Raw genomic sequence first — 19555 nt, 5'->3', positions numbered from 1 at the left:
TCACTTTCGGTGGCCGAGGACGGGAGACCGGTGGGCCCCTCGGACGAGCAGGAGCCGTGAGCCGGTCTTCTCGATCCGTTTCCGATGCGCGGCGGCTACCGCCCTCGGACCGAGGTGCGAGGGCGCGGGGATCACGACTCCGTACGAGTCGGGCAGGGCGAGGACGTCGAGCAGCCCGGTGAAGGCCGCAGCGCGGCCGGTCCGGTCGGCGCGGTCGATGAAAACTCCGGAGAGCTGGAGTTCGTGCCGGAGGCAGTACTGGGCCAGCGCTGTGGACAGGGCCTGCTGCCGTCCGTCGGAGGCGCGGTCCAGTCGCAGGTACCCGTAGACGACGGGACCGTTGACCGGGCGGTGTTCGGTGAGGGGTTCCATTCTGACAGCCGTCCAAAAGGCTCGGGAGTGATGCTCTTCGAGCGTCGCGGCGCCCCAACGGCCTGGAAATGAACGTGTGTTGCACTTCCGTGGCACTTCAGTCCCCGGCGCCGGGAGCGCGTGCTTCCATGGCGAACGGAAGGGTCGGAAGGGAGCGCTGCGTGGCGACCGTGCACCACTGGACCGGCCTGGAGGCCAGGGCCTTGCGGTTTGCCCTGCGCATGAGCGTGCGCGCCTTCGCCGAGCACCTCGGCGTCGGTGTACGTACGGTCTCCAAGTGGGAGAAGCTCCGCTCTTCCACCGAGCCGAGACCGGACACCCAGGCCATCCTCGACACCGCCCTCGCCCGTGCCGACGCGAGCGTCCACCTGCGGTTCGAGACGTACCTGTCCGAGGCGGGGCACCCCGGCCCCGGAGGAGCCCGCAGGGTGACCGTCGCTGGCCCTCGTGCGTGGGAGTACGAGACGTGGACCGACGATCTCGACCGCACGGTCGTCGCGCTCTCCCGGCAGAACTTCGCCTTCGCCGACGACCTGCTCCGCCGCTGGCTCTCCCGCTTCGAGCCCGCGGATCTGGATGACAAGGGCCTGTACCTCCACGCCCGGTCCACAGCCCTGCAGGGAGATCTCCAGCGCGATCAGGGCGCGGTACTCGGACCCCTTTCGGCGCAGCGCTCGTACGCCGGGGCCCGCTCGGTCTTCTCCCGGCTCGACATCCCGCGCCGGGTCGCCCAGCTCGACCTCTCCCTCGCCGTCGTCGCCGAGATGTCCGGCCAACTGGACACTGCCGCCCGCCATTACGAGACCCTGGCCGTCGACGACCGGCTCTCCCGCCGCGACCGGGCCCGCGCCAGGCTGTGGGTGGGCACCGCCCTGAGCAAGGACGGCAACCATGACTACGCCTCGCGCGTCATGCTCGCCGCCACCCGCGAGTTCGAAGACCTCACGGAGCCCGACGACTGGTCGGTGGCCCACCAGAAACTCGCCCTCGCCCACCGGGGCACCGGCGACCTCACCGCGGCCCTGCACTTCATCGACATCGCCCGCACCACCGGAACAACCGACTCACCCATGCAACGCGTACGCCTCGACACCGCCCACGGGCACATCCTGCTGTCCGACGCCGCCACCCTGGAAGATGGACTGCGAGTCCTCGACAAAGCCGCGAAGGTGGCCGCCGAATACGGCCTCAGTCACCAGCGCCGCAGCATCGAGAACATCACACGCACACAGGCCGTGCGCGGGACCGCCCGGCTTCGGTGACGCTGACCAGGGAGAGACGCCAGTGACGGGTACGACGGACAACCAGCGGGTCATCACCGAACAGCAGTGGAAGGCTGCTCAGTTGATCTGGAACCACCATCAGATGCACCACACCCCGCGCCCCGTTGACGCCGCCATCGGGCTCGGCAGCCACGACCTGGGCGTGGCCGCCGTTACCGCCGACCTCTACCGTGCCGGCCTCTTCCCCACCATGGTCTTCACCGGCGGCAACAGCCCCACCACAGCCACCCGCTTCCCGCGCGGCGAAGCCGTCCACTACCGCGAACACGCCCTGGCCCTAGGAGTCCCCGACTCCGCCATCCTGCTGGAACCGAACGCCGCCAACACTGGCCAGAACGTCACCCTCTCCCGCCAGGTCCTGGCCGACGCCGGGATCAACCCCGCCACCGTCCTCCTGGTCTCCAAGCCGTACATGGAGCGCCGCTCCTACGCCACCGCCCGCAAGCTCTGGCCCGAGGTCGAAGTGCTCTGCGCCTCAGAGCCCATGGAGTTCGACGACTACGTCAAGAGCATCGGCGACGAGAAACTCGTCCTGGACATGCTCGTCGGCGACCTCCAGCGGCTGATCGAGTACCCCAAGCTCGGATTCGCGATCGAGCAGGACGTCCCGAAGGACGTGCATGCCGCCTACGAGTCCCTTCTCACGGCAGGCTTCACCGGCCGACTCATCACCTCGTGACCCGCGTATGCCGGGCCGCAGGATCCCAGCATGGGAAATTCGGCCCTGCATCTTGGCCGTCCGGTCAGACGGTGCCAAGCAGCGTGCGCACTGTGGGGGCCTCTACGTTGGTGAGCTCGAACCGGAGGCCGTTGAGTTCCGAGACGGCAACGGGGCTGGTGAAGGAGGTGATGCAGTCCCTCGATCGGGTGCACCAATTCCTTGCGTTCAGTAGTTGCCGTTGGCGAGGAGTTCGCCCTTGGCGTCGTAAACGGACACCAGGCCGTTCTTGGAGGACTTCCACTCGGCGAACGCGGTAGCGAGAAGCTTGCCGTCCCCGCCGTGTGGGCCGAGGAGCCCGCCCGTGTAGTCGGTGTGGATCTCCGCGACGTCCATGATGTCGTTCTTCTTGTTTGCTCCCTGCACACGTGTCACATGCTTGGCTGCGGTCTTCTCGGCGCTGGTGCCTGACGTCGCCACGAACGCCTTGAACTGTTCAGCCTGCGACTTGGCAACCGGCGCCTTCGCAACTGGAGCCTTGTCGGCGGGTTTCGCGTCTGGTGCGTTCGACACGGAAACGGGCGGGCTCTTGGGCTTGCCGCTGGTGTCTCCGCCGCCACTGAAGGCGGCAGCGACGATCACAATGATGAGCAGGAGCAGAAGGAACAGGCCTCCTAGGACGAGCGCGACAACGGCACCGGTCGACATGCCCTTCTTCGGGGGCGGCGGCGGGTACGGGGCGTACTGCTGCCCGGGGTATGGCTGCTGCTGATAGTGGTGCGGACCGGGCGGTGGCGGCTGACTCACGGTTCCCCTTCGATGGTGCTGCGGTGGCTGTGGGGGGATGGTGAACGTACCGCCAGGCGTGGGGCTTTGGAGCCTGTTCGAGGTTTTTGGGACGCGGAGTAGCCCGCGTCGAATCCCTTATCGCTGAGGGCATACGCCGCGAGAACGCCGACCAGCAGCGAGGACGAGCCTTCCACGCCTACTGGCTGGCCAGCACGCAGCTGTAACAGGGAACCCTCGATCAGGCATGCACTAACGCTGGCGTCGCCCTCACCACGGCCATCGACTCGCCACGGGTGGGCGGTCATGTCCAGGAACTGCACCGCCGCATGCTGCCGTACGCCGAGAGTCGGTGGAGGTGAGGAGACACGGACAGGACACGGTGGAGATCGGGTGGGGCGTTCCCCGGCACCGGGAACGCGACGAGGCCCGGCGAGGGTGCTCGCCGGGCCTCGTCGTGGGCCCCTGGCCGGCGCGCCGGGTGCGGAGCGCCGGTGGGAGGGGAGAGGAAGGTCAGGCCTTCTTCGTCTCCTAGTAGGGGGGTGGGTCGGTGACCTGCGGTGATGGGTGCCTCAGGTCGCTGACCTGGCCTTTTGGGGGTGGCTGGCGATGGGTGCTGACGGTCGTGAATGGGTGTCCTGCGGACTGTGTGCGGACTGGGCGCGAGGTCTCGATCACCGAGCGAGGGCAAGCGCCCAACCCTGTTGGCTTTCAACCCCACTATCCGGGGTCGGGTGAACCGTCCGATTGGCTCTTTTCACGTTCGCAGGGCCCAGGAAGTGGGCCAGAGCCACGATTCGTGAACAGAGTCAGTCCGATGAATCCTCCCCGGGGAGGGGAGGATTCAAGATCTACGGTCTCTTGGGTCGGGAGCCGCCCTGACCTCTGCTGATCAGTACCCCGGCAAGCCCGGTGAGCGCTGTTGCCAGGGGGATCAGGGCCTGCTGTGCATCTCCCCAGACCACTTGGCCGACGGCCACGAGTGCCAGGACTGCTACGACCACCATGACGAGAGGCCGTCCCCACCGCCGGGTCCGTGGCGGTGGCTTGTGGGAGACCAGGCGGGCGGAGGGAAGAACCGCACTTACAGCCATCAAGACCGCACCCCCAGCAGCAAGCCCGGCGCGAAGCCACGAGTTACCGGCCGAGCCGATCGCCACGGCGAGCCACAACCCGGAAGCGGTGACCAGCAGGACCCTTGCAGCTCCTAGGCGGTGTTCGATCACGCCATGCCCGTCCGACAGCCCTCCCTCACCGAGCCAACAGCGGTGATGGCGCCGCCGATTGCCGTGCCCCCGATGATCAAGGATGTATCGCCCGAGAGAGCCGCTGAGATTGCTGTGCCCCCGATGGTTGCCCCGCTCCTCCGTCGTCGCGTCAACGGCCCAAATTGCACTCGTCGACGAACCGGGTTGCTTCGCTGCGGGAAGATGCACCTACGTGAAATTCCTGGAAATTTTCAGCGGGTAGGTGAATTGTGAGGTGTTTTTTTCCCTCCGGTAGTTCGACCGTGATGTTCTGATTTCGATCATAGGCCCACGCTTCCTCACCCGGAGATCCCGTGAGGCGCCGTTGTGCAAAAGCAATAAGTCGGCGGTTTGTCAGAACGAGGATGTGATCTTCTGGCCGCAGCCTATTGCGCTTGCGGCCTCGCGAGATATGCCGGACAGAAATCAGGGCCTTGACCACTTCGTCTTGATGGATGAGCCTATTAACCGACTTGGTCAGCTCTGAACTGGTGCGGCCATGGGTCGTTAGGGCCCCCATGCCTCCGAAAACCAGTGAGAATAGTATCAACTTCCCCCAATCCATTTCACCCCAACTGGTCTGCGTCCATGGCGCGAACAAGTAGTAGGCCAGCATGACGCAGAAAAGTGCAGCGCTGCTTGCCACACCGAACAGAAAACGTCGAAGAATGTTAATGGTGCTCTCCCAGGAAAAGCTGAAGCGTGACGCTTGCGTTCGATTGCACCGGAGGGGCGTTTGCCCCTCCGGTGCAACATCAACTTAACTGGCTACAGGCCGCGCTTGTTCACGAAGCCTTTTACGGCCTTGAAGCCTGCGGCGCCTCCCCCTCCGAGGAGAAGGCCGGCACCTCCCCATGCGAGACATTCTCCGCCAACCTCTGCGAGGGTGCCTCCGTCAATCGCTTTAGCGGCTCCACCGCCGAGACAACCACCGACCGCAGCGCCGACGGCCGGCTGCCCTGCCACTGTGAAGGCGGCTCCCACCAGGCCGCCTACTATCGCGCCGAGAATAGCTCCCTTGGAGAACTTGAGGCCGAATAGAAGTCCGCTCGGGTCCATGAGATTGGTGGGGTCGCCGGCGGCGTAGAGGTAGGGGTTGGTTTCGAGGCCGGAGGGGTCGGGCTGGGTGAAGCGGCCGATGTTGGGGTCGTAGTAGCGGGCCTTGTTGTGGTAGAGCCCGGTGGTGTCCTGGTAGCCGCCCGCGTACCGGTAGGGCTGGGAAACCTGCTCGGTAGCGGCGGTGATCCCGTTGGGGCTGTAGTAGTACCAGTTGATCTTCTCGCCCTTGGCGTTCGCTACGCCTTCGACGGTGCCGAGGCCGTCGGTGAGGTAGTAGTAGCTCTCGCCCTTGGTGCGGAAGGAGTTGAGGTCTCCGGCCGGTTCCCGGGTGAAGTTCATGTCCACTCCGGCCTTGGTCTGGGCGGAGAGGCCGACGGGGCCGTGGTGGTAGGTGGTGTCGCCGAACTGGGTGCGCTCGGACTGGTCGGTGGAGGCGTAGCGCCCCTTGAAGTCCTTGCCGCCCTGGGTGAGGGAGGTGAGCTGGGAGAAGTCGCTCCACTGGCCGCCGCTGCGGGCGGTCTGCGGGGTGGGGGCGGCGGCGGTTTCGTTGCCGGCCTTGTCGTAGGACCAGCCGCTGGTAGAGCCGTTCACTCCCGTGAGCTGGGAGGCGTCGTCGTAGGTGTAGGTGGTGCCGCCGGGGCAGGTGTCCGCTGCTGCCTTCAGGGTGGGGGCGGCGGGGAGGTTGCCGTTCTGGGAGGTGAGGTTGCCCGCCTTGTCGTAGCAGTACAACCAGCTGTTGTTCAGCGTTGTGCCCTTGGTTTCCTTGGCGTCACGGAGGCGTCCGGCGGAGTCGTACCCGAAGGTGCGCTTCAGACCGTCGACCGCGTCGGTGCGGGTGCGAAGTTGGGTGCCGTCCTTGGTGACGCCGCCTGCGGCGTACGCGTAGCTGTAGGTCAGGTCGATCATGGTGCCGCCGGTGGCGGAGGCTGCCGTGATCCGGGTCGGCCGGTTGGCCTTGTCCAGGGTGGTGGTTTCCACGATTCCGTTGGGCAGGGTCCGCTTGGTGCGGGCGTCGTTGGCGTTGTACGTGTAGGCGGTCTTCTTGCCGTCCGGTTCGGTCAGGGTCTCCAGGTTGTTGGTCTTGGTGTAGGTGTACTTCACGGTGCCGGCCGGGTCGGTGTAGGACTCGACGTTGCCCTCGGCCGTGTAGACGAGGACGGTCTGCGAGCCGTCCTGGAGGGTGCGGACGGTCTCGCGGTTGAGCGGGTCGAAGTCGTACTTCGTGAGGCCGGTGGCGTCCGAGCGCTGCTTGAGGTTGCCGTCCCCGTCATAGGCGTAGGTCACGGTCGCGTTGGTGCTGGAGACCTTGGTGATGCGGTCGCGGTTGTCGTAGGCGTAGACGGTCTTGACGCCGCGCCCGTCAATGGCGGTCTCAGCCCGGCCCAGGCTGTCGTAGGTGTAGCTGGTGGCGCCCTGCGGGTTCGGCGGGGTGACCTTGGACAGGTTGCCCTTGGCGTCGTAGGCGAACTTCGTGGCCTTGCCGTTGGCGTCCTTGACCTCGCAGCGCTGCCCCTGGAAACCGCCGCAGGTGGCGTCTTTGGGGTTGTAGGCGAAGGTACGGGTGCCGCCGTCGGCTCCGGCGACGGTCTCCTTGGTGGTGTTGCCCGCCGTGTCGTAGTCGTAGCTGACCTCGACTCCGTCCGCCGAGGTGACCTTCCCCGGAACGTCCGCGCCGGCGATGGTCCGGTACCCGGTGAGCGAGGTCGTCGCCCCGGTGGGCAGCTTGAGGGAGGCGGGGTTGGAGCGGGTGTCCCAGCCGTAGGCGGTGACGTTGGCCGGGTCGGACCCGGCGCCCATGGCGTCCGCGGCGGTCTGCAGGTTCAGGTTCGCGTCGTAGGTGCGTTCCCGGTTGCGGCCCAGCGCGTCGGTGACCTTGGTGATCTCACCGTCCGCCTTGTGCTCGTACTTCGTGGTGTTCCCGGCAGGGTCGGCGACGGCGGTCGTCCCGGCCTGCCCCTCGCCGTCGGTGTACGTGTAGGTGTGGGTGGGGCCGGTCTCCCCTGAGGCGTTGAAGCCGGTGGCCCGCTTCATCGAGGTGACCCGGTTCTGCGCGTCGTAGGTGAAGACCGTCACCCGCCCCTCCGGGGTGGTGATCTTCGTCAGGCGGCGGTCCGCGTCGTACCCGAAGACGGTGGCCTTGCCCTCGGGGTCGGTCGTCTTGACGAGATCGCCGGCCGGGTTGAGGTCGTAGACCACCGTGCGTCCGGCGTTGTCCTTGGCCTGCCACTGCGACGCGTCCGTCTTGACCAGGTCGATGGTGCGCCCGGAGCGGGAGTCGGTGAGCTTGAAGCCCTTGTGCTCGGCGCCCGCGTCGTGCTGCTCGACGGCGATGTCGCCGCCGTTGCGGTCGGACACCTTCACCAGCGTTCCGGCAGCGCTGTAGGTGTCCTTCGCCCCCGAACCGCGCTCGGTGAGCGTGTACTCGCCGTTCGCCGACTTCTTGAAGTCCAGCCGGTAGCCCTTGGGGGTGGTGTACGAGCCGTCCGCGGCCTTCGTGAACGTCACGGCACCGCCGGTGGCGTCGTAGAGCACCACCTTGTTCTCGGCGTCCAGGATCTGCAGGTAGCGCTCGTACCCCTGCCACCAGCGCTGCGAGACCTTCCCCCACGGCGCGTCCAGGGAGTTGTACGTCCTGCTCAGCTGCAGCGACTTCCCTACCCCCGTGACCTGGAGATCGGTCGCGGCCAGCATCAGGTTGCCCGTCGAGTAATTGACCCGGGCCACCAGGGAGTCCGTCACCCGCACATCGGAGATCTGGTGCCAGGGCACCTGCCCCTGCCCCTTGGGCACATACGCCGCCAGCGGCGCGACCGCCCTGGCCGAGGACGGCGGAGCCGTTTCCTGCGCCCGCGCCTTCTGGGCCGCCCGCCACCCGGCGACCTGGCCGGATACCTTCTCCCGTAACGCGTCCGGCGCCTGGGTCCGGCCGACCTTCACCGGCGGCATCGCCGCCTTGCCGCCGCCCTTGCCCCAGGCTGTCTGCGGCGTGACCGGTCCCGGATCCGCCGGAGCCGCCATGGCCGGCACCGCGCCCGCCACGAGAGCCACTGCGACCGAAGCCGCTATGGCTGCCTGTCTGACACGAACCCGGGCACGCCCACGCGACGCACTCATGACACGCAAAGACATTCGTTTCCTCTCAGGAAGACAAACCCCCGCAGCCCCACTGGCCACCGAGCCCCCGCACGCTCACACGCCCCCAACGGAACCGCACAGGGTTGTCCTCACTTCCAGCCCCGAAAATCTTCACGTGCCTGACAAAAGACCTCCCTGTGGGCACTCTTTCCTCACTTCAGACGCCGAGTGGCCTGCAACTCCATGTATCCGGCACCAATTGGCCTGAACCCGCCCCTGCCACGGTGCGGCTGTTGCGCAGGGATGGGGTCGGCGGATTCACCTCTGCCAGTGCTTGAGAGCGGTGTCCAGGTCGCCGTTGTAGACCACAGCGCGTTCGTCGTCGGCCGGTGGCTCGAAGCGGGCGAAGAAGTCGTCGAGTGCTTCTGGGGTCACGGTGAGGGCATTGGCGTCCTCACGCTGGTTGCGTTCGTTGAGGCGGGCCAGGAGCTCGTCGCGGTCGGCCGGGAGGTAGACGAGGACGGGTTGGCCGCCGGCCCGGCGGGCGGTGGCCTGCCAGGTTGTGCGGTCGGCTCGGGTCCAGAGGCCGTGGTCGAGGACGACGTCGTGGCCTGCGGTGAGTTCGGCGGCGAGCTGTTGGCGGATGGTTTCGACGGCGGGGCGTTCGCGCTCGAGGTAGGTGTGTTCGGGGTAGTCGATGCCGTAGCGGCCGTGGAGGCGGTGGACTTCTTCGTCGACGGAGAGGCGGGTGAAGCCTCGTGAGGCGAGGGCCTTGGCGAGGGTGGTTTTTCCGGAACCGGTGATGCCGATCAGGAGGACGGCGAGCGGCATGGGGGTGGTCCCTTCGTGGTGCTGTGGGGGTGGTGCGGGCATTGTCCCTAATTGCGGGCGGTAGGGGTGCGAGGCCGCCAGGTGGTGTGGATGGTGTGGGCCTCGGCGAGCCAGTTGTAGGGGAGTTGGTCGAGGCTGACGCGGCGGAAGGCGAAGCGGGGGTCGGCGAAGTTGATGGCGCCGCCATGGTCGTTGAGGTGGGTGAGGAGGCGGCTGGCTTCGTCGCGTACGGCGGGCGTGTGTTCTTGCCAGGTGCCGGAGCTGAAGTGGGTGACGCGGCGGCGGAGGTCTTCGAGGATTCCGGAGCGCCACTTGAAGTGGTGGACGGCGGCCAGGTGGGCGGGGTCGGCGTGGTGGCCTGGGGCTCGGTGGTTGCCGGATGCGAGGGCGATGTCGTGGCGGGCGAGGACGATCTTGCGGGGGTCTCCGTACAGGAGGCGGTGGGTGAGGTGGCCGCCAAGGGGATAGGCGTGGTCGAGGCCCTGCGCGGGAGACCAGTCGGTCATGCGTCCGCTGGTGGAGATGCGGTCGAGGAGGAGGCCGCCGACAGTCTTGTGGCGGGTGCGGTCCGCGTGGTCGGTGATCTCGTGGAGTGGGGCCGCGTACTGCTGGAATTCGTCGGCGTCGGCGATCAGGTGCCATCCGGGGCCTGCCGTGGCACGGAGAGCGTCGCGGAGCTGGGTGTTGGTGTGCTCGTGCCAGGGGCCGGTGCTGCATCCGGTGGGGATGATGCCCAGCTCTCGGATGGTGGCGTGAAGTTCGTGGCGGAGGTCGGTCGGTACGTGGTCGGGGAAGTGGAAGGCGAGGAGGAAGCGTTCGATGCCGAGTTCGTGGTAGTGGGCTACCCAGGAGGTCAGCAGGGGTGGCTCGACGGGGCCGATGACGGCGATCATGGGTGGGGGTGCGGTCAGCATCGGGGCTCCTTGGGGAGGAGACGTGCGTAGGCCCGGGTGAGGAAGTCCGCCTGGTCGGTGGCCGGCCACATCCCCAGCAGGCGGGAAGCGTCCGGGCCGGGCCGGGGGAGTGGCGTAGACGTGGTGGCCCCCAGGGCTTCGGCGAGGGACGTGGGGTCTGCGGCGGTGAAGATGCGGGCCCAGGGCTTGTCCTGGAGGGCGTCGGTGAGGGTCGCGTCGTGGTCGGAGACGAGGAGCGGAACGCCGTAGCGGGCGCTGTCCATCACCAGGCCGGACTCCTTGGCGACGCCTGGACGGCGTACGACCAGGGCTGCATCCGCGGCGGCGTAGACGAGCCGGAGGAACTGCTCGCCGACCGGGCCGCGAGTGAGATGCAGGCGGACGTTCGGGAGCTGTCGCCAGCGGTTCAGGGTGGGTTCGTCCAGTGGGTGACCAGCGACCAGCAGGTGCAGCGGGTGACGCAGCTTGCCGAGGGCAACGTCGAGGGTGCCGAGGTCCTTGTGCGGCCACCACCCGCCCATCAGGCAGAGGGCGGGCTCCTCCTCGGGAATCGCGAACGCCGTTCTCCCACTGGCTCGTTCCGAAGGCGAGATCCGCTCGGTGCCGTCGTCGATTGCGTACGTCCGGACTTGGCTGGAGAGGCCGGGGAAGTGGTTCGTGGCTTCTTTGCCGATGGCAGCCGTGGGGTAGAGCGCGATCGTTCTGGGTTCTGCCCGGCGCGCGAGCCGTCCGACGAGCCGAAGCGGAAGGTCTTCGGTGGTGTTGACCTCGTGCACGAAGCGGAGATGCGGCTGGCCGCCGAGGAGCGCTGCCAGGCCGTGGAGGGCTTCACTCGCGGTCAGGATGACCACGGCGTCGAGGTCAGGAGCGCGGACACGGGCCGTCCGCAGTGCGGCTGCCTCCGTCAAGCACCTGGCCAGCAGCGTCACCTGATGTGGCAGACGTCGTACGGCGCGGGGCCAGCGGCCGGAGTGGAACGCACACAAGCCGACCGCAGCGACGGCCGACGCGAAGCGGGAGCCCGCCATCAGCACAGCAGCAACGGTCCCGGACGGTGCCGTGATCACCCGTGCCTTCGCCTTCCGTAGGGCGGTGGTCGTCTCCCTCGTGATGCCGTGTGGTGCGATGACCAGGCTGCCGGGGCGGGCGCGGGCGAGCGCCACCAGGGCGTGCTGGTGGTGGCCGCCCGGCCGGTGGGCGTACGGCTCGATGAGGACGAGAGGGCCGGTCATCCGGAGACCGCCTGGTCGCCATGGGCTGTGGTGAAGCGGGCGCGGAGCCAGTCCGGGTCGTTGAGGTAGTCGAAGCGGGCGGTGTCGCGTGCGGCCTCGTGGGCGAAGGCGATGCCGTCGTGGGCGCCGGCCGTTGCGTATGAGGCGTACTCGCCGGAGCGGCTGTCCGTCCACGACTGGAGCCGGGTGCGAGCGTCGGCGTCGTCCATGCCGTACTCGCTGCCGCGCGAGAGCATGGCGCACTCACGGAACCCCGCCTTCCAGGCGTGGAAGGGGGTCTGGTTGAAGCGGGTGACGCCCACCGTTTGCTGCGCGAACTCGATGCGGCCGGGGAGTGCGGCGAGTACGTCGACGGCCTGGCCCATCTCGCGCAATGCGCTGCGGCGGATGAGTTTGAGGCCGCCGTATCCGTAGCTCAGGCCGGTGATGGGGTTGGTGGCTTGCCAGACCCGCATGGAGACACCCTCCTCCAGCGGGGCGACGGCGGCGGGGGCGAACTCGGGGTCGATGTCGAAGTCGCCGTCGGCGAGGAAGAACTGCTCGCGGTCGACGACCTCGGCGCACAGCCGGTAGGCCCTGCGCATGCCGTGGACGCCGTGCAGGCGCTTGACGGTGCCGCCCAGGGCGCGTTGTAGCCGGGAGTGGAGGGCGTTGGCCATGGGCTCGTCGTACGAGAGCAGGACCGCGTCGAAGCCGTTCATCGCGAGATCGCCTCCAGGTAGCGAGCGGCGATGAGGGCGGGCGCGAAGTCGGCGGTGGAGGCGTGGGCGTGCTTGACATGCACGGCGTGGAACTCGTCGTCGACGGCGAGGCGCTCGGCCAGTTCGACGGCCTCGGCGGTGGTGGAGAAGCACAGCTCGGGGTCGATGTGCTCGGCGAGCCAGCCCAACCGAGGGAGATCACCGGCAGGCCCATGCCCTGGCAGTCGATGACGCTCATGGACCACGGGCAGCCGGGCCGGAACGGGGCGATCCCGAACCGCGAACCGGCGAGCAGGTTTTTGTACCGGATGCGGTCGCCCCGGTCGGAGACGACCTGCACATGCGGCAGCGCGGCGAGCTCATCGCGCATCCGCTCGGGGCTGCTGTCCAGGCCGGTGCGGGAGGAGCGGCGATCACCGCAGAGGTCGAGGACACGCAGCCGTACGGACGCCGACGCGGTCAGTGCGCGAGCCAGGTCCACGAACTGCGCGGTGCCGTAGTGCGCGTACAGACGGTGGTTGTAGACGCCGATCGCCCCGCCGTCGGACTGACGGCGGACGAGGGCGGGGTCGCGCACCAGACGCTCGTCGCGCGGGGCGGGCACCACCCGCAGCCGGTCGCCGAGTTCGACTGTCATCCGTGAGGCCGCCGCCGAGATCCAAGAGGCGGCCGTCGAGGAGTGGGCCAGTACGCGGTCGCAAGCGGCCAGACCGGCGGCGAAGGACAGCAGGACGGTCCGGCCCAGACCGGCGTCGTCCAGCGACGGGTCGAGCTGCATCTCACCGTCCTCGTCGAAAGAGAACGGCAGGTAGTGGCAGTACCCGGCCAGCAGCGCATCCGAGCCCGCCTCCAGCAGCGCGGTGCGGACCGCCGGGGCTTCCTCGATCTGATTGGCGACCACCACGTCCGGCCTCTCGCTGCGTACGAGAGCCACCAGCTCGTCGAGGTCGGCCGAGAAGCGGGCCCGGTACTTCGTCCCCGGAACGCGGGTGCGGTGGAACCCGCACCGGGAATCCCCGGCCGGAGCCGGAGCGGCTACCGTCACCTCCGCTCCGGCGTCCGCCAGTGCCGGGGCGAGCAGATCCGCGAAGATCCAGCCCGAGTCCGACGAGAGCCGGTCGGGGTTGGAGATGTTGAGCAGGTACAGCACGCGCATGATGGGTTCGCCTTCCTCAACTGCTCTGCGATCAGAGGCAACTCGGTTCGTGCTCAGCTCGTGCACGGGGTCTCTCCCTTCGGGGCGTCGAGGACGAGACGGGCCCAGACGGTCTTGCCGGTCGGGTGGCAGTCGTGGTGGCCGGTCTCTTCTGCGAGGGCGGCGACGAGGAGCAGGCCGCGTCCGCCTTCGTCGTCCTGGTCGGCCTCGACGGGGCGGGGCGGCGTGCGGCTGGCGTCGGATACTTCGACGAGGCAGTGCGGGCCCTCGGCGGTCACCTTGACCTCGAAGAGGGGGCCATGTCTGCCGCCGTGCTCGATGGCGTTGGCGGAGAGCTCCCCGCAGACGAGGGTCACTCGGTCGATGTCGTCCTGGCCGTATCCCCAGTTCGCGAGCTTCTTGGTGAGGAGACCGCGGACGAGGGGGACGCATTTGCGTACCGAGCGGAACTGCATCTGCCACTGCTGGGTGGTGGTCTGTCGGTCGTGCGCGGTCATCGCGTGCATCGCGTCCCCTCGTCGCGGGCGGGCTGTGGGGTACGAGTGCACCGCTACGGCGATTACGGGATCAGGTCACCGTGATTACCCAACGTGGGTAACCTCGTCAGGAGTTGGTCCCACACCGGTCCGCCCGTAAGGGCAAGTGAGGGGGGCGAGTGCCGCGTTCACCGGTCCACCGGGCCCTGCCACCCGAGCTACTGGCCAGTGCGGAATGGCAGGACGCCTGCCGCCGCCGGGACTTCGCCCGCGTATTCCGGCTGGTCAAGGTCAAGGCCGGGATCTATCCCTCGCGGATCGCGGCCCTGTGCGGGATGACGCCCAGTCGGGTCGGCGAAATCATGGCCGGGCGGCGCTCTCTGGCCCACATCGACGTGATCGAGCGCGTAGCCGACGGACTGCGCATCCCTGGCGCGATGCTGGGCCTCGCCCACCGGCCCTGGGAGATCCCGGCCACGACGCACACGGAGGTGCGGGTGCCCAAGCCCGCCCACCCCGTACGACCCGAAAAGCCCCAGCCCGCCGAACCGGCAGAGGCAGAGCAATTGGACGACCTGCTCGCCCTGGTCGACGGGCGAGCCACCCGCTCCACCCTCGTAGCCCTGCGTTCCACCGTCGAGGACTACTGGCGGCGCGACAACGAACACGGCGGGGCGACCCTACGGCCTGCCGTTGTCGGCCATCTGCGCTACGTCAGCCGTCTCCTGGACTCCGCCGAGGGCGGGCTGCGCGACGACCTGCAAACGGTCGCCGCGGAACTGGCCCGACTCTCCGGCTGGGCCTACTTCGACGCCCGCCAGTACAGCACCGCCCGCACCTACTTCACCCAGGCACTCAAGCTTGCCCATGCCCACGGTGATCGCCTCTTCATGGCCAACGTGCTGTCCTGCATGAGCCTGTTGGCCACCTACGACGGCAACCCGAACGACGCCGTCACCCTCGCCTGCCGCGCCCAGGACGCAGCCCGCGCCGCAAGCGAACACCCCCTCGTCATGTCGATGCTGAACCTGCGCGAAGCTTTCGCCCACGCCACCCTGCGCGACGCCCACGCCTGCCACCAGGCCGTGGACCGGTCCCGCGACCAGTACGAGCACGCACGCGGACAAGAGGCCGAAGCCCCTTCCTGGGTCCGGTACTTCGACGAGACCAAGCTCCTCGTCGACACCGGCATCGCCTACGCACGCCTCGGCGAAGCAGCCCGCGCCGAACCCTTCATCGCCGAGGGCCTGCGCCGGGAGAACGCCGACCAGCAGCGAGGCCGTGCCTTCCACGCCTACTGGCTGGCCAGCACCCAGCTCCAACAGGGCAAGCTCGACCAGGCATGCACCAGCGCCGGCCTCGCCCTCGACCTCACCACGGCCATCGACTCGCCGCGTGTGAGCGGCCACGTCCAGGAACTGCACCGCCGCATGCTGCCGCACGCCCGCGAGGCCCCCGTCCTTGCCTTCGAACAGCGCATGCGCGACGCCTTCGGCTGACCCTATAAGCGGCTTGGTTGGAGTTTCTTGCTGATTGCCGGATCTGGTCTCGTTGTCGGGTCATGGCTTGGTCGACGGCTTCGCCGAGGGAGTCGGTGTTGGTGTGGGCGCGCTGGGGGTGGGCCGACGGGCACTCGGGCCTCGCTCGTGCGACCAACGACGTCACGGACGGAATCCGCTCCGTGTCCAGCCTGCTCGTTGCCGACCAGCTGCTCGTCCACTCCTCACGCGAGGGGCCGCTCGGCGAACTCCCGGCATACAGCTGGGACCCGCAGGCCACCGCACGCGGCGAGGACGTCCCGTTGAAGATCGACGAGCCCGACGCGCTGCGCTACGTCGTCCACTCGATCGCGCAGGAGTGGAGACCTGCGGTCACCTCAAGCTCACCGCAACATGTCTGACCAGGTCAGACGGTGCCCGGTCTGAGCCTCATGCGAAGTCCTTGCACCGAGGAAGACGAAGAAGAGTGTCCCAGCGAGCCACAGCACCATGACCTCAGTTCGGGGAGCCTCAAGAGACCGCGTGAACCAGACATACGCGGCACCTGCTCCAAACCAGAGGAGCATAAGAAGTAGGTACCACCATCTACGTCGCCGCGCCCTGAGTGCTCTGTGGGCGCGGCTCGCTGCTTCCACCTGAGCCGCTTGTGCTGCCATATCCTCGGCGTTCGCTCGGGCCGCCTCCCTGGCCAACAGCCTCTGGTAGGTCGCCAGATCTTCCGGTGGCAACCCTGGCGGTGGCGGGTTGAAGACGATCCGACCAATTTCCCCTGCCTGGACGACTGGCCCATGAGCATCACCACTGAACTCATTGCGTACGGACCGCTTTTCGCTCATGCCTCGGAAGATACGCCAGCACCATTGGGCACCGCATAGACACTGCGTGAATCAGTCACCGCGCATGGCTATGCCAGCGCCACCGAGGAAGAGGATTACGGCTACTACCCCTACGACCACGCCGGCAGCTGCCCAATCGCGGGTAACGAGGCCGAGGTAGATAAAGCCCGGAACGGCCAGCCCAAGCACCAGGAGCCCGCACCCCTTGATCGCCTTGTTGTCGTCCGCCCTTAGCTGCTGCCGGGCACGCTCGGCCGCTTCTCGCCGTTGCCGCTTCCCCTTGGAGCTGTTCTTCTTCCGCTTCGCTCCCCCGATGCCTTCAGCTTGCTTCGGGGCGCCGTCGGACGGGGGCGGTACGGACGTGGGTCCATGGAAATGAACGTCTCCGTAGACATTGCCGAACTGCCCCGATGTTCCGTAGACGTTCCCGCTCATGTCGTTGTCGACGTGCTGCCGGTCGAAGTCGTCCCGCGATGCCTCCATAGTCAGGAAGTTACGCGAACTGCCGCCACCTGGCGGAGACTTGCTGCACGAACCTCGCTGACGTAGCTCCCTGATGGCGGATCACGACTGGCCAGCGGGCTAACCGAAGGTGAGCGGCCCAACATTGCCCGGTTGGATCACTGGGCCAAGCTGGACGCCTCCACTGCTGTCACGGGTACGTTTTCCGGCGGAAACCCTCACGGTGCAACAGCTCGCTCAGCCAGTCGCACAGGGCCGGGGCAGTCCACGTGATCCCCGCTTCGGCGGGAACGTAGAGCAGATCGGCCAGTGCGGCCCGGGCGAGGGGCATCGGGCAGCGCCTCGATCCCATCGTCCGCGAAGCGGTGGAGAGCGGCGCGGACCGTGACCGGATGACACTACCCAACGCAGCCAACTCACCGGACCGCTTAGGCCCCGCCGGTCGCCTCGTCCAGGAGTAGATACAGCAGACCGACCAGGCTGCCGCTGCTGACCACCTCGCGGCGGTCGATCATGCCCCGGAGCTCCGAGATGGGAATCCATTCGATGCGGTCGGACTCGTTCAGCTCGGTCGGCGGGCCCGTGTACGAGGCGGCGTCCGCACGGAACACGTAGTGCTCGGAGTCGGTGATGCCGTTGGCGGGCTGGGCGTACACCAGAGGTTTGACGCCCTCGACCCGCCAGCCGGTCTCCTCCTCGACCTCACGGGCGGCGGCCTGCTCAGGAGTCTCGTCGGCCTCGATGAGGCCCATCGGGAGCTCCCAGCCCCAGGTGTCGGTGATGAAGCGGTGGCGCCACATCATCAGGACGCGCTTCTGGTCGTCGACCACGGCGGCCACAGCCAGGTGTCGCATCCGTACGACGTGGTGCTCCCACCGCCGACCGTCGGGCTGCTGCACGTCCACGAGCCACAGGTTGACCCACGGATTGCTGTAGATCTGCCGCTCGCCATGGACGGTCCACTGCATGTGCCCAACTCCCTTGTTTCAGTGAGGACTCCAGCATGTCACTGTGACGAGAATCCGTCCGCCTGCTGGGGACATCATCGTCCGCGGCGTCGTGAGGACGGAAATTCGGGGTTGCTGGCCACCGGCGTTGGTGTGGCTGACTGGTTCCGTGCGGTGGTCAGTGTGCTAGCTGCTGTTGCTGCGGCCTTTCGGCGGTCGGGTGCGCTGCCGATTCGCCAGATCAGGACTTGGGCGGGGAGTTCGGCGGTGTCGAGTTCGCGCCCCTCGGCGGCTTCGGCCAGTAGCTCGGCCGGACGGCGGCCGTTGGTCTCCGCACGGTGCAGGACGGTGGTCAGGGCTGGCCAGGCCGGGTCGGTCAGGACGCGGTCGGCGTGGGTGGGGAGGACCGTGCGCAGGGCGGCTTCGTAGCGGGTGACCGTTTCGCGCAGCAGGCAGGACAGGAGGTGTGCGTTGAGCCCGCTCTTGCCGTACTCGGGCCAGAGGGATTCTGCGTCCGTGACGAGGGCTGCGAGCAGATCCTGCGTACGCAGGGCCTCGGGGTCGCCGTGATCGGCGAAGACGCGTCGTATGTCGCGCAGCAACCGCGTCCTGAGCGTGGACTCCTCGTCCTGGCCCGCTTGGTGCTTGGTCATGGCCAGACAGACGGCACGGGCAAGGGCGGGCCACTCCCCGCCGGCCAGGTCGGCGACGATGACCAGCGGTTCCCAGGTGTCTGCGGCGCGGTCCTCGACGGGCATGGACGGTATGAGACGTGAGGCGGCATCGAGGAGCGGGACCAGCCAGCCGCTCAACTGATCTCGCAGCGCGTTCAGTTCGGGTACCGAGTGACGCGAGCGGAACTGTGCGATCTTCTCGCTGCCCTTGCGCTTCTTCATCCGGACCACCACGGCCCGGTCCATGATCGTGTCCAGCAGGTCGCCGATTCCCGCCAGAGCGGCCATGGCGAAGGTGGGGAAGGCGGTCGGCTTGTGCTCGGGGCCGGAGACCCGCCAGGCGGGCCGGTTGCGCTGATGTCCGGCGTTCAGCAGGCCGCGCAGGTCCTCCTTCTCACCGGCCTTGGGGCCGAAGACGGTGTCGGCCTCGTCCACCAGCAGGGTCGGCGGGTTCTCGCCGATGATGCGGAAGATCACCGCCGGTGAGGTGTTCACCGTCATCATCGGCTGGTGCACGGTCTCGTGGAGCACGTCCAGGAGGCGGGACCTGCCGCAGCCCTTGGTCGGGCCCACGACTGCCAGTCGGGGTACGTGCCGCAGTGCGGGCTGGAGGTGGGTCGCCGCGACCCACAAGGTGACGGCGGTCAGTACCTCCGGACTCGGCAGCACCACGTACCGGCCGATCGCCGTTCGCAGCTCGGTCAGAAGGTCCGCACCCAGGGAGTCGGTGCGGCGGTCCCCGTGGTCGGTCCGGCCTCCGTTGATGGTCCGCACCTGTGGCCGGGTGAAGAAGACCGCACCCGATCCGTCATGGACGCCGTGCTCGGCGGCCTGCGGACCGGGTGCGGACAGCTAGGCGACGCGACCCACGAAAGTGCAGGTCAGACGGCCTAGAGGGAGATCAGGCCTTCTTCGTCTCCCAGAAGATGCGGTCGATCTCGGCGATCAGCTCAAGAGCCTTCGCGCCGGTCTTCGGGTCCGTCGACGCCTTGGCGGTCGAGAGGGCCTTCAGGGTGTCGTTGACCAGCTGGTGCAGCTGCGGGTACTTCTCGAAGTGCGGGGGCTTGAAGTAGTCGCTCCAGAGCACCGAGACGTGGTGCTTGGCGAGCTCCGCGCGCTGCTCCTTGATGACGACGGCGCGCGCCTGGAAGTGCGCGTCGTCGTTGGCCTGCATCTTTTCCTGGACGGCCTTGACCGACTCGGCCTCGATGCGGGCCTGGGCGGGGTCGTACACGCCGCACGGGAGGTCGCAGTGGGCGCTGACCTTCACCTTGGGGGCGAACAGGCGGGAGAGCATGTAAATCGCATCCTTCCTCGTGATCGTCTTCTCAAGGGTGGAGATTACTC

Annotated in this window: 19 protein-coding genes and 1 pseudogene; 6 read left to right on the top strand and 14 right to left on the bottom strand. The window is 67.8% G+C overall.

The window, feature by feature from the left end; translation table 11 throughout:
- Positions 1-372: a hypothetical protein gene (locus ACH4SP_RS36475; RefSeq protein WP_398421648.1), complete on the bottom strand. Its 372-nt coding sequence runs from the start codon at positions 370-372 to the stop codon at positions 1-3.
- 161 nt (positions 373-533) lie between these two features.
- Between ACH4SP_RS36475 and ACH4SP_RS36470 the strand changes: the two genes are divergently transcribed.
- Together ACH4SP_RS36470 and ACH4SP_RS36465 are read left to right on the top strand one after the other, a co-directional pair.
- Entirely contained in the window at positions 534-1634 is a 1101-nt protein-coding gene (locus ACH4SP_RS36470; RefSeq protein ID WP_398421646.1) for a helix-turn-helix domain-containing protein, read from the top strand.
- A gap of 22 nt (positions 1635-1656) precedes the next feature.
- Entirely contained in the window at positions 1657-2334 is a 678-nt protein-coding gene (locus ACH4SP_RS36465; protein WP_398421644.1) for a YdcF family protein, read from the top strand.
- A gap of 207 nt (positions 2335-2541) precedes the next feature.
- Here the strand turns inward: ACH4SP_RS36465 and ACH4SP_RS36460 are convergent, their stop codons facing one another.
- The 8 genes from ACH4SP_RS36460 to ACH4SP_RS36425 form a co-directional block, all read right to left on the bottom strand.
- Complete coding sequence (locus ACH4SP_RS36460; protein ID WP_398421642.1) at positions 2542-3120, bottom strand: hypothetical protein; 579 nt, start codon at positions 3118-3120, stop codon at positions 2542-2544.
- Between the two features lie 1356 nt (positions 3121-4476).
- Positions 4477-4992, bottom strand: coding sequence for a hypothetical protein (locus tag ACH4SP_RS36455; RefSeq protein ID WP_398421640.1), 516 nt, complete (start codon positions 4990-4992; stop codon positions 4477-4479).
- Positions 4993-5114: 122 nt separating this feature from the next.
- Positions 5115-8423 (bottom strand): RHS repeat-associated core domain-containing protein, encoded by a 3309-nt coding sequence (locus ACH4SP_RS36450; protein ID WP_398421638.1) that lies wholly within the window; start codon positions 8421-8423, stop codon positions 5115-5117.
- Positions 8424-8798: 375 nt separating this feature from the next.
- The gene (locus ACH4SP_RS36445; RefSeq protein ID WP_398421636.1) at positions 8799-9311 is read right to left on the bottom strand and encodes an AAA family ATPase; all 513 of its coding nucleotides are present in this window, start codon (positions 9309-9311) and stop codon (positions 8799-8801) included.
- 47 nt (positions 9312-9358) lie between these two features.
- Positions 9359-10225 carry a hypothetical protein gene (locus ACH4SP_RS36440; RefSeq protein ID WP_398421634.1) on the bottom strand — a complete coding sequence of 289 codons (867 nt, stop codon included), beginning with the start codon at positions 10223-10225 and terminating at the stop codon, positions 9359-9361.
- Positions 10219-11457, bottom strand: coding sequence for a hypothetical protein (locus ACH4SP_RS36435; RefSeq protein ID WP_398421633.1), 1239 nt, complete (start codon positions 11455-11457; stop codon positions 10219-10221). Before ACH4SP_RS36435 ends, ACH4SP_RS36440 begins: the two co-directional genes overlap by 7 nt.
- Positions 11454-12158 carry a hypothetical protein gene (locus ACH4SP_RS36430; protein ID WP_398421631.1) on the bottom strand — a complete coding sequence of 235 codons (705 nt, stop codon included), beginning with the start codon at positions 12156-12158 and terminating at the stop codon, positions 11454-11456. Before ACH4SP_RS36430 ends, ACH4SP_RS36435 begins: the two co-directional genes overlap by 4 nt.
- On the bottom strand, positions 12155-12346 hold the full coding sequence (locus ACH4SP_RS36425) for a hypothetical protein (RefSeq protein WP_398421630.1): 192 nt from the start codon (positions 12344-12346) through the stop codon (positions 12155-12157). Before ACH4SP_RS36425 ends, ACH4SP_RS36430 begins: the two co-directional genes overlap by 4 nt.
- Positions 12347-12498: 152 nt before the next feature.
- Here ACH4SP_RS36425 and ACH4SP_RS36420 point away from each other — a divergent pair, with 152 nt between their 5' ends.
- Positions 12499-12801 (top strand): hypothetical protein, encoded by a 303-nt coding sequence (locus ACH4SP_RS36420; RefSeq protein WP_398421628.1) that lies wholly within the window; start codon positions 12499-12501, stop codon positions 12799-12801.
- 566 nt (positions 12802-13367) lie between these two features.
- Here ACH4SP_RS36420 and ACH4SP_RS36415 read toward each other — a convergent pair.
- Complete coding sequence (locus ACH4SP_RS36415; RefSeq protein WP_398421627.1) at positions 13368-13820, bottom strand: ATP-binding protein; 453 nt, start codon at positions 13818-13820, stop codon at positions 13368-13370.
- A 149-nt stretch (positions 13821-13969) separates the two neighbouring features.
- On the opposite strand from ACH4SP_RS36415, the gene ACH4SP_RS36410 reads away from it, so the two are divergent.
- The gene (locus ACH4SP_RS36410) at positions 13970-15289 is read left to right on the top strand and encodes a helix-turn-helix domain-containing protein (protein WP_398421626.1); all 1320 of its coding nucleotides are present in this window, start codon (positions 13970-13972) and stop codon (positions 15287-15289) included.
- Positions 15290-15351: 62 nt separating this feature from the next.
- Positions 15352-15690: a hypothetical protein gene (locus tag ACH4SP_RS36405; protein WP_398421624.1), complete on the top strand. Its 339-nt coding sequence runs from the start codon at positions 15352-15354 to the stop codon at positions 15688-15690.
- A gap of 486 nt (positions 15691-16176) precedes the next feature.
- Here ACH4SP_RS36405 and ACH4SP_RS36400 read toward each other — a convergent pair whose 3' ends face one another.
- The 3 genes from ACH4SP_RS36400 to ACH4SP_RS36390 all read right to left on the bottom strand — a co-directional run bounded on the left by ACH4SP_RS36400 (position 16177) and on the right by ACH4SP_RS36390 (position 18982).
- Entirely contained in the window at positions 16177-16608 is a 432-nt protein-coding gene (locus ACH4SP_RS36400) for a hypothetical protein (protein WP_398421623.1), read from the bottom strand.
- 407 nt (positions 16609-17015) lie between these two features.
- A complete protein-coding gene (locus tag ACH4SP_RS36395; protein WP_398421621.1) occupies positions 17016-17555 on the bottom strand; it encodes an NUDIX hydrolase in 540 nt (179 codons plus the stop codon).
- 74 nt (positions 17556-17629) lie between these two features.
- On the bottom strand, positions 17630-18982 hold the full coding sequence (locus ACH4SP_RS36390; protein WP_398421620.1) for a DUF3631 domain-containing protein: 1353 nt from the start codon (positions 18980-18982) through the stop codon (positions 17630-17632).
- On the opposite strand from ACH4SP_RS36390, the pseudogene ACH4SP_RS36385 reads away from it, so the two are divergent.
- Positions 18980-19102, top strand: a pseudogene (locus tag ACH4SP_RS36385) (site-specific integrase); the annotation flags it as partial. The gene ACH4SP_RS36390 and the pseudogene ACH4SP_RS36385 overlap by 3 nt on opposite strands.
- Before the next feature lie 7 nt (positions 19103-19109).
- Here ACH4SP_RS36385 and sodN read toward each other — a convergent pair.
- On the bottom strand, positions 19110-19505 hold the full coding sequence (gene sodN / locus ACH4SP_RS36380) for a superoxide dismutase, Ni (protein ID WP_398421618.1): 396 nt from the start codon (positions 19503-19505) through the stop codon (positions 19110-19112).
- Positions 19506-19555 lie beyond the last annotated feature (50 nt).

Origin of the sequence: Streptomyces sp. NPDC021093 (assembly GCF_044333135.1) — a bacterium.
Classification (GTDB): Bacteria; Actinomycetota; Actinomycetes; order Streptomycetales; family Streptomycetaceae; genus Streptomyces.
The sequence above is the reverse complement of the archived record's forward strand: the minus strand, read 5'-3'. Positions and strand labels throughout refer to the sequence as shown.